The sequence below is a fragment of the Stutzerimonas kunmingensis genome (assembly GCF_021432085.1).
GTDB lineage: Bacteria > Pseudomonadota > Gammaproteobacteria > Pseudomonadales > Pseudomonadaceae > Stutzerimonas.
Map to the genome: position 1 here is coordinate 3,735,587 of NZ_CP090366.1, position 14,241 is coordinate 3,749,827.

13 protein-coding genes are annotated in these 14,241 nt (G+C 60.7%); 2 read left to right on the forward strand and 11 right to left on the reverse strand.

The window, feature by feature from the left end; translation table 11 throughout:
- Window positions 1-11 precede the first annotated feature (11 nt).
- Window positions 12-743: an urease accessory protein UreF gene (locus tag LW136_RS17760; RefSeq protein ID WP_128710018.1), complete on the reverse strand. Its 732-nt coding sequence runs from the start codon at window positions 741-743 to the stop codon at window positions 12-14.
- Window positions 740-1,186, reverse strand: a complete 447-nt coding sequence (ureE, locus tag LW136_RS17765) for an urease accessory protein UreE (RefSeq protein WP_128710017.1) — start codon at window positions 1,184-1,186, stop codon at window positions 740-742. Before ureE ends, LW136_RS17760 begins: the two co-directional genes overlap by 4 nt.
- A 474-nt stretch (window positions 1,187-1,660) precedes the next feature.
- Between ureE and LW136_RS17770 the strand changes: the two genes are divergently transcribed.
- Window positions 1,661-2,803, forward strand: a complete 1,143-nt coding sequence (locus LW136_RS17770; RefSeq protein ID WP_128710016.1) for a transporter substrate-binding domain-containing protein — start codon at window positions 1,661-1,663, stop codon at window positions 2,801-2,803.
- Window positions 2,803-3,429 (forward strand): ANTAR domain-containing response regulator, encoded by a 627-nt coding sequence (locus tag LW136_RS17775; protein ID WP_128710015.1) that lies wholly within the window; start codon window positions 2,803-2,805, stop codon window positions 3,427-3,429. Before LW136_RS17770 ends, LW136_RS17775 begins: the two co-directional genes overlap by 1 nt.
- A gap of 285 nt (window positions 3,430-3,714) precedes the next feature.
- Here LW136_RS17775 and LW136_RS17780 read toward each other — a convergent pair whose 3' ends face one another.
- The 9 genes from LW136_RS17780 to LW136_RS17820 form a co-directional block, all read right to left on the reverse strand.
- Window positions 3,715-4,407 (reverse strand): sarcosine oxidase subunit gamma, encoded by a 693-nt coding sequence (locus tag LW136_RS17780; RefSeq protein WP_234175278.1) that lies wholly within the window; start codon window positions 4,405-4,407, stop codon window positions 3,715-3,717.
- Window positions 4,407-7,304, reverse strand: coding sequence for an FAD-dependent oxidoreductase (locus LW136_RS17785; protein WP_234173302.1), 2,898 nt, complete (start codon window positions 7,302-7,304; stop codon window positions 4,407-4,409). The genes LW136_RS17780 and LW136_RS17785 overlap by 1 nt, the downstream gene beginning before the upstream one ends.
- Window positions 7,301-7,597, reverse strand: a complete 297-nt coding sequence (locus LW136_RS17790) for a sarcosine oxidase subunit delta (RefSeq protein WP_234173303.1) — start codon at window positions 7,595-7,597, stop codon at window positions 7,301-7,303. The genes LW136_RS17785 and LW136_RS17790 overlap by 4 nt, the downstream gene beginning before the upstream one ends.
- Before the next feature lie 11 nt (window positions 7,598-7,608).
- Window positions 7,609-8,850: an FAD-dependent oxidoreductase gene (locus tag LW136_RS17795; protein WP_128710011.1), complete on the reverse strand. Its 1,242-nt coding sequence runs from the start codon at window positions 8,848-8,850 to the stop codon at window positions 7,609-7,611.
- Window positions 8,850-9,731: a bifunctional methylenetetrahydrofolate dehydrogenase/methenyltetrahydrofolate cyclohydrolase FolD gene (gene folD / locus LW136_RS17800; protein ID WP_128710010.1), complete on the reverse strand. Its 882-nt coding sequence runs from the start codon at window positions 9,729-9,731 to the stop codon at window positions 8,850-8,852. Before folD ends, LW136_RS17795 begins: the two co-directional genes overlap by 1 nt.
- Window positions 9,728-10,576 carry a formyltetrahydrofolate deformylase gene (gene purU / locus LW136_RS17805; RefSeq protein WP_234173305.1) on the reverse strand — a complete coding sequence of 283 codons (849 nt, stop codon included), beginning with the start codon at window positions 10,574-10,576 and terminating at the stop codon, window positions 9,728-9,730. Before purU ends, folD begins: the two co-directional genes overlap by 4 nt.
- A 159-nt stretch (window positions 10,577-10,735) precedes the next feature.
- Window positions 10,736-12,034, reverse strand: coding sequence for an ammonium transporter (locus tag LW136_RS17810; protein ID WP_234173307.1), 1,299 nt, complete (start codon window positions 12,032-12,034; stop codon window positions 10,736-10,738).
- A gap of 128 nt (window positions 12,035-12,162) precedes the next feature.
- Window positions 12,163-13,485 (reverse strand): FMN-binding glutamate synthase family protein, encoded by a 1,323-nt coding sequence (locus tag LW136_RS17815; RefSeq protein WP_128710007.1) that lies wholly within the window; start codon window positions 13,483-13,485, stop codon window positions 12,163-12,165.
- Window positions 13,486-13,552: 67 nt separating this feature from the next.
- On the reverse strand, window positions 13,553-14,236 hold the full coding sequence (locus LW136_RS17820) for a GltB/FmdC/FwdC-like GXGXG domain-containing protein (RefSeq protein ID WP_128710006.1): 684 nt from the start codon (window positions 14,234-14,236) through the stop codon (window positions 13,553-13,555).
- Between the last annotated feature and the right edge of the window lie 5 nt (window positions 14,237-14,241).

Sequence of the window (14,241 nt, forward strand, 5' to 3'; positions counted from 1 at the left end):
AACGGCTCCGGTCAGTTGAAGAACAGGCGAAGGGCCTGATGCTCATGGCGCATCACGGCGATTTCAGTAATGGGAACGAAGCTGTGGGCATCCGCCACATCCAGCGGCGGCTTGTCGAGCAAGGTCAGCAGATCACCGCGCACCTCGGCCAGCACCCGCTGGGCTTCGACGTGGCCGAATAGCCCCAGCCGCAACGCGGCACTCGCGAGCGTGGTGCAGAAACCGTGGACGGACGCGACTTCAGCGTCACCCCAGGCGAGACCGAGATGGCGCCAAAGCGCGCCCTGCACGATCGGCAGGTGTCCCTGTAACGAGCCATCTCCGACGCACTGCTGCAGGCGCCCCGCCCCAGGCGTGCCGAGCTCGGCATGCACTCGGAGCAAAGATCCGCCATTGCGCCGGGACCCTTCACGCATTTCCTTCGCCAAGGACATCGCTTCGATCTGACCATCCAGCTCGATCAGCTCCGCCTCATCATTGGCGCCCTGCCAGGCCGCGAACAGGAAGGGACGATCGAAGCTATTCCAGCGGTGGCTAAGCTGGTAACGAATAAAAGCCGCGACCACATCGCCCCGCTCGTGGCGCTGCACGCGGCGGCTGCGCCGCAGCCCGGTCGGTTCGACGGCAGGTAGCCATTGGTCGGCGAGCAACGCCTCAAGGCCCCACGAACAGCCGAGCGTTCCCGCCGGGAAGAAGCTATCGGCCTGCTGGAGCGCGGCCAGGCGACTGGCCAGGGCGCTCACGGCTCAACCACCTGGGCGCGACCGTCCGCCAGAATCGGCTCGAGACGGGCAAGATAATCGGCGCGCGACCCGCTCTGCGCGATCAGCAAGTGGCCGTCTTCGAAGCGGACGGCCCAGTGCATGTTGCCGGCAAAGTAACCCAGTTCCAGCGCCGCTTCGGCATCGAGCGGAGCAATACGAAGCCATTGCTGGTCCTGGGTGCGTACCACGATCGCCCGCTGCGCGTCGATCAGCAACACAGCGCCGTTGAACAGGTGCAAGCGGCGATCGAGGGCAATCGCACAGTCAGTGCCTTGGTCGCTCAGCAGGCGCAGCCGATGCCGCTGCGTGTCCTCCGGTGCCAGCCAAAGGCTCTCGACGCGGCCCTCATGTTCGAGCTGATGCAACTGATCGCCGATATCCGGATCGACCGCCGATCCAAGAATCCGAGTGAGCGTAAGCATGCCAACCCTCCACTGCTCTGTCGCCGCCCAAGGTCGCCGCTCACGGCGCCCCTGATGGGCCAAAAAAAAAAGCCTGACGCCCGGACTCTGCGAACGCAGGTCGGGTGTCAGGCTTTCTGTGCCTGAGCTGGGGAGACGTCTTTGTCTGACCCAGTTCGTGCATCACCGGTCCCATACATGCCGAAGGGCGTATGGCCAAGCGGTGGTGCTAGCGGCAAGGGTCTATCAAGAAATGGGCCAACCGCCGAAATCGGCATTGCTACTGGGAAAGGATCATTCTATACAGGAAAACTCGCACCATGAGCGTGCCTACTGGAGTCGGCGCGCACCATCGACGGACAGCAATCAGGTGGGAGCCAGGCCACCGCCAATATCCTTAAAGAAGCAGGTGCGCCCCGAATCCATCGATGGCACTGCTCTTGCAACACTAACTACAGCTGGACTGACTATTCGCCCGCAACTCAAGGTCGCACAATGTCGAATAACCCCATTTTACTGGGCGGATTGTTTTCTGAATCGGGCCCTCTCATGGACATTGAGGTCTCTATGCGGCGAGGCACCGAACTTGCCATCGCCGAAGTCAACGAGCAAGGCGGAATCAATGGCCGCCCGTTTCAGCTTTGCCAGCGCGACCCCAAGTCGAAAACTGCACTTTACGTCGAGCACGCCGAGTCGTTAATCCGCGACCAGGGGATCAACTTTTTGCTCGGCTGCTATATGTCCAGAATGCGTAAGATGCTGCTTCCTATCGTCGAACGCTATAACGCCCTTCTTTTCTATCCAGTATTCTACGAAGGCTTTGAATATTCCGAGAATATCATCTATACCGGTTCCACGTCGCATCTTAACAATGTGCCACTGGCGAACTATATGTTCGAGCATTACGGCAAGCGCGTCTTGATGATTGGCACCGACTATATCTACCCTTATGAGTCCAATCGCATCATGAGCGATCTTATTTACGAGGAGGAAGGAGAAAAGCTTGGAGAATATTATGTACCACTGGATGCGTGTCGCGAAGATTATTCGAAGCTGTTAAGCCACATCGAAAAGGATCCGCCCTCTTTCATTTTCTGCACCGTGGTAGGCGAAAGCCTCAGCTATTTATACGAAGGGTATCGCCAACTTGGCCTAACTCCTGAAGAACTGCCGATCGCCAGTTTGACAACTAGCGAAACGGAGATCAGGCGAATTGGCGCACAAGAGGTTGCCGGGCATATCACCGCAGCCAGTTACTTTCAGTCCGTAGACACCGAAGTCAATCGCAGGGCGGTGGAACGCCACAAGCAAATGTTTGGCGAGGACCAAGTGACCGACATGTGCTGGGAAGCGGCCTATTTCCAAGTCCACCTGCTTGCGATGGCCATGAGCAAGGCGCGTAGTGAACGCGTCGACATGATCCGCGAGATCCTTCCCTCGCTGGAACACCAGGCTCCCCAGGGAACAATTCGGGTCAACGGCAACAACCACCATACTTACTTGCACGCCCGCATCGGACGAGCCCGGCCGGATGGGCAGTTCGATATCCTGTTTCAAACCACACACAACGTGGCGCCTGACCCCTACCTCATCTCGCCGAAGCTCGGCTCCTGGGCAACGAGAAGAAGGCGAGGCTGATGACTTTGCGCGCAGGCAAGAAGCGGCGTTTCGCTCAGGGGTCGGAACCGACGCCCCTGAATACATTGCGCGAACTGACGGTACTGGCCATTCATCCGGACAACGAAGACGGCCAGAACCTTACCGAGCAACTTCAACGCATCGGTTGTCAAGTACGTACTCAGTGGCCGATTCCGGACCGAGCGCCGGCGGAAACGGACCTCATCATTCTAGCGGTCACGCCGGAAACGCTATCGATCAATGCACCCTGGCTATTTAAGCGCACGATTCCCATCCTTCCGGTTATCCGATTCGAGAATCCAATCATAATCGAAGCACTACAGCAGTTGGGTGCCTTTGCAGTCATCCCCGCGCCGGTGAGATCGTTCGGTGTGCTAGCTTCAATCGTCCTGACACTCAACCAGGCCCAAAATGCGCGAGACCGGGAGAAGCATGTCAAGCGCCTGGAAGCTCGACTGGCGGTCAACCGGACCATCCAAAATGCGAAAAACATCCTTATCGAGACGCAGGGACTGAGCGAACGCGAGGCTTATAATGCTCTACGGGACCAGGCTATGGCCAAACGCGAGCCAGTGGAAAAGATCGCCGAGGCCCTGATCAAAGCCCGCAGTTTTTTCATCAAATAACCGTTATATAAAAGAAAAATACCCGGGCTTTTTGAATGGCCCCGTCAAGCCAGCTCTCCGACAACTCGGCAAGTATAGCAAACCAATTAAAGACCGTAGCCATGGGCGCGACCATGTATGGCGGTGCGGTGCTCGCGAGGAAACGGTTGCCGTATTTACGTTTTCCCGTTCCGAACTGGATATTAAGCCTGCCGAGCTGCTTGATGCCTGCCGGCTTCCGTTTTCTAGTCGGCGCCAACTGCTTGGGGAAATGGCGTCACGCTGCTCGCGACACCATATCCTCTGCTAACCAACCAGGTCCAGCACCGCCTCTATTCCCACCGGCTTGCCGCCCCATTCATCCATGGCATCGAGCAAGGTGCCCCAGAGGTAATGGGCCGATGCGCGATCACAGAGAATATGGAAGACGGGCAAGCCTGGTGTGGTCGCGTTGACAACGATGGCGCTCAGGCGAGCCACGGAGGTTTGCGCCACAGCCCCAGCCGGGAACGCCTCGGCGCGCAGGTCGACACCGCATATCTTCGCCATCAGCTGCGGCAGATACGCACCCGTCAGAGCCAGCCACGCGTGACTGTCCTGACGCGGCAACAGGTAGCAGGCCTGTTCGCCGAGCGCCCAGTCTGATTCTTCCGTGGCGATGCGCTCACCGCCATCAGTGAGGCTTCCAAGCAGGAAGTACTCGGTTTCCGACAGCCGCAGTACGGTTTCCCCGCTCGGCTGGCTCGTGCCTCGGTTGGGCTTCTCTGGCAGCTGATAGCCCCTGGCTTGCAGAAAGGCTGCGCTGTCCGCTCCACGAAAACCGACCCGCGGCAGATTGCTAAGGTCGACCAACCCGCAGCGCCGCAACTGCTCGCTTTCATCGCCAGTGGCGTACCGGGCAACGAACGGGCGATTACCCAACTGCGTAAGCGCAGCATTGCCATAGAGGTCATAGATTGGGCTGCGCTCTGCGCAGTCTTGAATGGTAACGGTCATGATCACAGCTCCTGGCGCTGGGTGTCTGGGTCATAGAACGGCATTTTCACGACTGTGGCCTGCACGACCTGGCCGCCTTCCACGCGGATCGGTATCTGCGAACCCGGCTCAGCCTGGTCGACGCTCGCATAAGCCATACCGATGATGAGGGCCAACGTTTGCGAGTACTCGCAGGAGGTAACGTTGCCGCTGATGTCCGCGCCCTTGAGTACCAGGTGCCCTTCCAGGGGCTTGGCGCTGTCCTTGGGCAGGGTGAAACCGACCAGCTTGCGGGTGAGCGGCTGGGCTTCGAGGATCTCGATGGTGCGCTTGCCGACGAAGAATGGCTTCTTGCGGCCGATGGCCCAGCCCATGTCCAGCTCCGCCGGATGAGTCATACCGTCGGTGTCCTGACTGATGATGACATGACCCTTTTCCAGGCGTAGCAACCGCTGGGTTTCAACACCGAACGGTCGGATACCCTCGGGCTTGCCGGCTTTCATGAGGGCATCCCACAGGTATTCGCCGAAACGCGCCGGCACGTGGATCTCATACCCCAGCTCACCGACGAACCCGACTCGCAGCAAGCGCGCCTGGACACCTGCGACCGTGCCTTCGCGAACGCCGAGATAGGGAAATGCCTCGGCGGACAGCTCCACGTCGCTGCAAAGCTTCTGCAGTACCTGCCGCGACAGCGGTCCCGCCAGGTTGACTGCTGCAAACGCGGCGCTGACGTTGGTGATATCGACGTTCAGCCGCCACTGCGCATTCCACTTGAGCATGCTGCGGTAAACGCGATCCACGCCGCTGGTGGTGGCAGATACATAGAAATGCTGCTCGCCCAGCCGACAGGCAACGCCGTCATCGATCACTACGCCGTCTTCGCCTGTCATCAACGCATAGCGCGTGCGGCCTACGGCGAGCTTCTTGAAGCCGAATGTGTACATACGTTCCAGCAATTCGGCAGCATCCGGGCCACGCACTTCCAGCCCGCCTAGCGTCGACACGTCGATCAGGCCGACCTTCTCGCGCACATGCCGCGCCTCGGCCTGCATGCAGGCCTCACGCTCATCGGAATTGCCGTAGTACGCCGGACGCCGCCAGACGCCGGCCGGCGTCATCTTCGCACCCAGCTCGAGGTGCCGCTTATGCATCGCGGTTTGCCGGTAAGGGTCGAACGAGCGACCCGCGATATGCGCAAGCTTTTCCGCGGTGAACGGCGGGCGTGCGGTGGTCACTCCAGTTTCACTGACGGTGCGGCTGGTCGAGTCGGCCACCAGCCGCGCGGTCGGCAGCGCGGAGTGCCGCCCTTGCGACGGTCCCATGCCGACCGTGGAGAAGCGCTTGACCAGCTGTATGTCGCGATAGCCATGGCGGGTGGCGTTGATGATGTCGTTGATCTGCAGATCTTCATCGAAGTCGACGAACTCCTTGCCCTCCGGGTGGGGGAAGATCGGCCAAGGAAAGTTGACCCGGCGATCATCCTTCTCGGTGCTCTCCTCCATCGTGGTTCGCAATCCAAGCTCGGTAAGCACCTCGGCGGCGGCCCGTTGCCCGTCTGCCAGCACACGATGCAGATCGTGACGACCATTCACCGAGCCGGCGATACGCAGCACCTTCGGCAGGTTCCTGATGGTGAAGGCGGCATACTCGTCGGCATAGCTCAGGTTCCCGCCAGCCTGGCAGAGCAGTTGGTAGACCGGCATGTAGCCGGCTGACATGCACAGCAGATCGCAGTCGATGCGCATGCTGGCGTCGGCCACCTTGCCCTGCTTGACGATGCGTCGAACGTCCACACCCGCCAGGTGGCGGCCGCTCTTGTCAGCCAAGGCTTCGTAGACGGTATGTCCCGCGTGGCAGGCGATGCCGCATGCCTGCACGGCGTTGGCCAGGGCCGCACTTTCAGCGCGCAGCCGCATATCGATCAATGCGGCGACTTCCACACCCTGTTCGTGCAGGTCCAGCGCCGACAGGTAGCCGTCATCGTTACCGGTCAGCACGACCGCCCGTTTGCCGGGCTTGACCGCATACAGCCGCATCAGGCGTTGGGCGGCGCTGGTCAACATGACGCCGGGAATGTCGTTGTTGCGGAAAATCACCGGCTGATCGAAGGAACCACTGGCGACGATGCATTGTTTGGCGCGCACCTTATACAGCCGGCTGCCCTGGATGACAGGTAGGTAGTTGTCGGTAAACCAGGCGTTGCACACCGCCGATTGCAGCACCTGAATGTTGGGCTCATCGCGTACCGCGCCCAGCAGCTCTTCCCGCAAACTGAGCGCCGCGTTGCCCTCGACATCGAAGCGGGCATAGTTGAGCGAGCCGCCAAGTACCGGGTCTTGCTCGATCAGCAGTACCTTGGCACCACCCCTTGCCGCATGCAGGGCGGCGCTCAGCCCGGCGGGGCCGGAACCGACAATTGCCAAGTCGCAGAACAGATAGGCCTTGTCGTGGTAAGTCGGCTGGAATGTCAAATCGAGCACGCCGAGTCCGGCCTTTTTCCGTATCAGGGGCTCCCAGCGCTTCCACATGCCCTTCGGCTTATAAAAGGCGCGGTAGTAAAACCCCACCGGCATGAACTTTGAGAATTTGCCGAGATAGGCGTCGCGATCCGCATCCAGGCTGCCGTTGACGTTCTGCGCAGCAACCTCCATGCCGGCAACAGCAGCCTGCACATCTGCAAGGACGTTGGGCTCGTCCGGTAGTTGGACAAGGGTGTTGGCGTCTTGACCGGCCATGGTCAGCGGGCCGCGAGGCCGGTGATATTTGAACGAGCGCGACAGCAGCCAGCGACCATTGGCCGCCAGCGCACTAGCGATCGTGTCGCCGGCGAAGCCATGGTACGTGTTGCCGTTGAAGCTGAAGGAAAGCGGTTTGTTACGGTCGATCAGCAACCCCATCGGGGCAGGCAGTCTGCTCATTGGGTAGCCTCCGGAGCGGCGAAGTCGACGCGCTTGTCGAACAGTACACTGGGGTCGAAGGTGCGCAGGATCTCGTCGCTACCGGTGTGGCGCTCGACCAGAAACCAGTAGCTGGAGGGCGTGTGCATCCACCATTCGGTCACCACGCCCAGGGCGTTGTCGCTGTTGAATACGTAGCTGGCCCATTCGGCGACGCTGCAGGTCGTGGGGTCTGGCATGAGCTTGAGTTCGCCGCCATAGGTGAACTCGCTGATATTGCGTGGCCCATTGAGCGGGCAGTTCATGATCTTCATTGGCTGTTCCCTCAGTGGCTGGCCGCCGTGGCGCCCATTTCGTTGACCTGTTGGAATCGGCTGAAGCGATCCAGGCCGAACGGTGCAATGAGTTGCGGCACCCTGCCCTCGTAGGCGACCAGTTCGGCCATGGTCTTGCCGCAAATCGGCGTGGCCTTGAAGCCCCAAGTGCCCCAGCCGGCGTCCAAGTAATAACCCTTGATCGGCGACAGGCCCATGATCGGGCTGTAATCGGGCGTCATGTCAGTTATGCCGGCCCATTGGCGCATCAACTTGGCATTGGCCATAAAGGGGAACATCTCGATGGCGCTGGCCAGCAGGCTTTCCTTCAGGTCCAGCGTCGAGCGCGAGTTGTACAGCGGATACGGGTCGGAGCCGCCACCGAAGACGATCTCGCCGCGGCCGGTCTGTTGCACATAGCAGTGCAGCGCCGACGAGCTCACCAGCGGGTCGAGAAAGGGCTTGAACGGCTGGGTGACCATCGCCTGCAACGGATAGGTATGGATGGGCGCCTTGATGCCGAGCTTGTTCATCAGCAGCGAACTGGAGCCCGCTACCGCTTGCACTACGCAACCGCACTGGATGGTGCCGCGGTTGGTTTTGACCGCACGGATGCGCTCGTTCTCGACGACGAAATCCTGAACTTCGGTCAGCTGATGAATTTCCACGCCGCGCTTGGCCGCACCCTTGGCATAGCCCCAGGCCACCGCATCGTGACGGGCCGTGGCACCGTCGATGTGCCAGAGCCCGGCAAGCACAGGCAGGTGGCCGGGGTCGAGATTGAGGCTCGGCACCAGCTCGCGGATCTGCTGGCGGTCGATCATCTCGGTGCGCCCACCGAAGTGCTTGTTCACTTCCGCGCGTTGGCGGAACGCCCTCACGGTGGCGTCCGTATGCGCCAGCGTGAGCTGGCCGCGCTCGGAATACATGATGTTGAAGTCGAATTCGTTGGATAGCTCTTTGAACATCCGCACCGATTCGATATAGAACTTCACGCCCTCGCTGGTGAGGTAGTTGGAGCGGATGACCGCCGTGTTGCGCGCGGTGTTTCCGCCGCCCAGATAAGCCTTTTCCAGCACTGCGACATTGGTGATGCCGTGATACTTGGCCAGGTAGTAAGCGATGGCGACGCCATGGCCACCGCCACCAATAATGACGACGTCATAGGAGGCTTTCAGCTCCTTGGGTGCGGGCAGATCGACCTCAATCGGGTAGTCAGAGGACAAGCCGTATTTGAGCAAGGTAAAAGGCATCAGCAAGGCTCCTGCGCGGCCAGCCCAAGGCTCTGGCGGGCTGCGGTGACAGTGTTTTGCATGAGCATGGCGATGGTCATCGGACCGACACCGCCTGGAACAGGCGTGATGGCCGACGCCACAGGCAGCACGGCGTCGAAATCGACGTCTCCGATCAGGCGGCTCTTTTCGCGCTCCACGAGTCGGTTGATCCCCACGTCGATGACCACAGCGCCGGGCTTGATCCAGTCAGCGCCGATCATGCGCGGCCGCCCCACCGCTGCCACGACGATGTCCGCCTGGGCGCTGAGCTTTTCTGGCTGAACGCTGCGCGAATGCAGCACGGTCACGCTGCAATTAGCCGCCAGCAGTAGCGCGGCCATCGGCTTGCCAACGATATTCGAGCGCCCAATGACCACCGCATGCTTGCCGGACAGATCGCCCAGGGTTTCATGTAGCAAACGCATGCAACCCGCGGGGGTACAAGGCAGCAGAACCGGAAGTCCCTGGCTCAGGCCGCCCACGTTTTCTCGGTGGAAGCCGTCGACATCCTTGGCCGGGTTGACGGCCTGCAGCACCTTTGCTTCATCGATCTGGCCCGGCAGCGGTAGCTGGACCAGGATGCCATGCACCGTACTGTCGGCATTGAGCTGCGTGATGACTTCTAGCACCGCCTCGACGCTAGCGTCGGCTGTTAACCGATACTCCAATGAGCGAATCCCCACCTCCTCGGCGCGCTGGATCTTGTTGCGCACGTAGACGTGGCTCGCCGGGTCATCACCGACCAGCACCACGGCCAGCGCCGGCTGGACTCCGTCGGCCTTCAAGGCGATCACCTCGGTTGCCACTTCGGCCAGTACCCGGGCGGATGCGGCCTTTCCATCGATCAACTTGGCGTTCATTTGAAGATCACCGTTTTGTCGTTGTTGAGGAACACGCGGTGCTCGAGGTGGTACTTCACTGCTCGGGAAAGCGCGACGGTTTCGGTATCCCGCCCGACCGCCACCAACGCCTCTGGCTTGTAGTAATGGTCGACACGCTGAACTTCCTGCTCGATGATCGGCCCCTCATCCAGGTCCGAAGTGACGTAGTGCGCCGTGGCGCCTATCAGCTTTACGCCGCGTTCATACGCCTGGTGGTAGGGCTTGGCGCCCTTGAAACCGGGGAGAAACGAGTGATGGATATTGATGGCTCGCCCGGCCAGCTGCTTGCACAGGTCATCGGAGAGAATCTGCATGTAGCGCGCGAGCACCACCAGCTCGGTCCCGGTCTCGTCGATGATCCGCATCAGCTCAGCTTCCTGCTGCGCCTTGGTGTCTTTGGTGACCGGCAGATAGACGAAACGAATTCCCTCGCGCTCGGCCATGGGACGCAGACCGATGTGGTTGGAGACGACGGCGGTGATCTGCATATTCAGCTCACCCTTTTGGTGCCGGTACAGCAGATCGGCCAGGCAATGATCGAACTTGCTGACCATAAACAGCACACGCATGGGTTGCTCGGCGTTATGCAGCTGCCAGGTCATATCGAACTCGGCTGCCACGTCGCCGAAGCCGGCGCGCAAGGCCGAAAGGTCCGCGTCTGCGCCGTCGTTGAAGCGAAAAACGGCACGCATGAAGAAGCGGCCCTGAACTTCATCATCAAACTGTGCGCACTCGCCTATATAGCAGCCATTCTTGGCAAGGAAGGTGGTAACGGCCGCAACGATTCCCGAGGCTGCAGGGCAACTAACGGTCAAAATAAACATTCTCACCTCTGAAAATAGTTTCTATGTAATTGGCTAACTAACTAAACGAGAGATATGTGAACCGAGATTTATTGATGAAGTTATTCATCAACTTGATCGGCGATATTCAGCGAGTACTTGGCTTCAAATGTCGTAGCTAAATATTTTCCAACTGGCGGGTTATGAGGTGTAAGCCCTCTCGTTGTGACTGGCCAGATCCAAGCCCTCCATTTCCTGCTCGGCTGTTACGCGCAGGCCGCGGGTTATCAGCCCCGTAAGTTTCAACAACAGCCATGTAACAACCGCCGCATACACCACGGTGAACAGCACCGATTTGGTCTGGATCCAGAGTTGTTGGCCGATCTCAATCTCTTCGAAACCACCGAACCGGGTCGAGGCGAACACACCTGTCAGCACGGAGCCTACGATGCCGCCAATACCATGAAGACCAAAGGCGTCGAGCGAGTCGTCGTAACCCAGCGTGCGCTTCATACGCGCAACGGCGAGATAGCAGATCACCCCGGAGGCAAGGCCCATGAGTACCGCGCCACCTGGACCGACGAAACCACAAGCCGGCGTGATGGCCACCAGCCCGGCAAGCGCCCCGGACGCCGCGCCCAGCCCACTCGGCTTGCGGTGACCCAGCAGCTCCATCGCCAGCCAGCCGACGATGCCGGCACACGCAGCCACTTGCGTGGTGAGCATGGCCATACCGGCGTTACCGTTGGCAGCAACTGCCGATCCAACGTTGAACCCGAACCAGCCCACCCAGAGCAGTGCGGCGCCGGTCAACACGAAGCCCATGTTGTGAGGCGGTGTGAGCGAGCCCGGAAAGCCTTTTCGCGGTCCGAGTACCAAGCAGGTGATCAGCCCAGCCACACCGGCATTGATGTGCACGACCGTGCCGCCGGCGAACTCAAGGATTCCCCAGTCCCACAACAGGCCGCCTGGCCCACTCCAGGCCATATGCGCCAGCGGCAGGTAGCAGAAGGTGAACCAAAGCACCGCGAACAGGACGACGGCGGAGAACTTCATCCGCTCGGCGAACGAGCCTGCGATGATCACAGGCGTGATCAGTGCAAAGGTCATCTGGAAGGTGGCGAATACGCTTTCAGGAATGCTCCCGACGAGCGACTCGCGTGTCAGCCCTGAGAGCAAGGCGCGGTCGAAGCCGCCGACCAAGGAGTGCAGATTGACGGTGCCCTCGACCATCCCCGTGGTATCGACGAACAGGCTGTAACCGTAGATGACCCACAGCACGCCGAGCACACCGGCGATGGTGAATGCCTGAGTGAACACCGACAGCAGGTTCTTGCTGCGCACCATTCCCCCATAGAACAAGGCAAGCCCCGGTACCAGCATCATCAGAACCAGAACGGTCGATACCATCATCCACGCCGTATCACCGCTATCGAGTGACGCTTCCTGAGCTACAGCGATTCCCGGCAGGCTGGCCAACAGAATCAGCAACAAACGCATGGCACTAAATTCACCTTTCATCTAGCACTCCTTACTCGGTACGAAAGAGCCCATCCGCAGGCAAGCCGACGGCGCCGCTCCAGGTTTGAAGAGAAAGAGGGAGCCCTTGCGGGCCCCTGGTCAGCCGGTCAGAACGAAGCGCCTGGCACCCACTGGGTCCCAGCCAACGGCACCCGCGCCATGGCTGCGGCTTCTACGCTAAGCGCGACCAGATCCTCCGGGTCCAGGTTATGCAGATGCGACTTGCCGCAGGCGCGCGCCATGGTCTGGGCTTCAAGCACCAGTACACGCAGGTAGTTGGCCAGGCGACGCCCGCCTTCCACCGGGTCGAGGCGCTTGGAGAGTTCGGGGTCCTGGGTGGTGATGCCCGCAGGATCGCGGCCGTTCTGCCAGTCGTCGTAGTAACCGGCGGCCGAACCGAGCTTCTTCAATTCCGCATCCAGACGTGGGTGGTTGTCCCCCAGTGCAATCAATGCGGCGGTGCCAATGGCCACGGCATCGGCACCCATCGCCATGGCCTTGGCCACGTCGGCGCCGGTGCGGATGCCGCCGGAAACGATCAGCTGCACTTCACGGTGCATGCCCATTTCTTGCAACGCCTGCACGGCTTGCGGAATGGCGCAGAGAATCGGAATACCGACGTGTTCGATGAACACTTCCTGAGTCGCCGCGGTGCCTCCTTGCATGCCGTCCAGCACGATCACGTCTGCCCCGGCCTTCACTGCCAGCTTGACGTCGTAGTACGGGCGGCTGGCGCCGATCTTGACGTAGATTGGCTTCTCCCAATCGGTGATCTCACGGAGCTCCGCAATCTTGATCGCCAGGTCGTCAGGGCCGGTCCAGTCAGGGTGGCGGCAAGCCGAACGCTGATCCACGCCGATCGGCAGCGTGCGCATCCCGGCGACGCGTTCGGTCACCTTCATGCCCAGCAGCATGCCGCCGCCGCCCGGCTTGGCACCCTGCCCCAGCACGATCTCGATGGCATCGGCCTTTCGCAGATCGTCCGGGTTCATCCCATAACGCGACGGCAGGTACTGGTAGACCAGGTGCCGCGACTGGCCGCGCTCTTCCGGCGTCATGCCCCCGTCGCCGGTCGTGGTGCTGGTACCGGCGATACTGGCACCGCGGCCCAGCGCTTCCTTGGCCTGGGCCGACAGCGCGCCAAAGCTCATGCCCGCGATGGTTACCGGAATCTGCAGGTGAATCGGCTTCTTGGCGAAACGCGTACCGAGCACCACGTCGGTGCCGCACTTCTCGCGGTAGCCTTCAAGCGGATAGCGGGACATGGACGCGCCCAGCAGCAACAGATCATCGAAATGCGGGACCTTGCGCTTGGTGCCACCGCCGCGGATGTCATAAATGCCGGTTTCGGCGGCACGCTGGATTTCCTGGATGGTCAGGCGATCGAAGGTGGCGGACTCGCGCAGCACCGGTGGGGTTTGTTCGCTCATTGAGAAGACTCCTGAAACAGGAAGCGGTCGGCCAGCAGCCGGGTCGCTTCCCTGAAAACGATGGGGTTCAGTACGCCGCGGCGTTGTCGACCTTGAAGTTGTAAAGCTGGCGAGCAGAGCCGTAACGCTTGAACGCCGTGGGGTCTTCGTCGAAGCCGGCACGGTTGAGCAGCTCCTTGAGTTCCTCGATGTGCTCGTCGCGCATGTCCTTCTCGATGCAGTCCGAGCCGAGCGACTTCACAGTTCCCTTCACGTAGATGCGGGTTTCGTAGAGCGAATCTCCCAGCGCATCGCCGGCATCGCCACACACGACCAGGCGGCCCGCCTGCCCCATGAAGCAGCTCATGTGCCCGATGCTGCCGCCCACCACAATGTCGACTCCCTTCATGGAGATGCCGCAGCGCGCGCCGGCGTCGCCCTCGATTACCAGCAGGCCGCCATGCGCAGTCGCGCCCGCGCTTTGCGACGCGCTGCCTTTCACGCGGACCATGCCCGACATCATGTTTTCAGCAACGCCGACGCCGACATTGCCATGCACGGTGATGCTGGCCTTCTGGTTCATCCCGGCGCAGTAATAGCCGGCATGCCCCTCGATTTCGACGGTGAGGGCTTCGTTCAGACCCACCGCCAGGTTGTGCTTGCCGTCCGCGTGGGTAACGACCCACTCACGCTCGGTAAGGCTGCGCGCCTGATCGTGCAGTGCCTGATTGAAATCGCGCACGGTGGACTCATTGAGATTGATGGTTTTCATGGGTG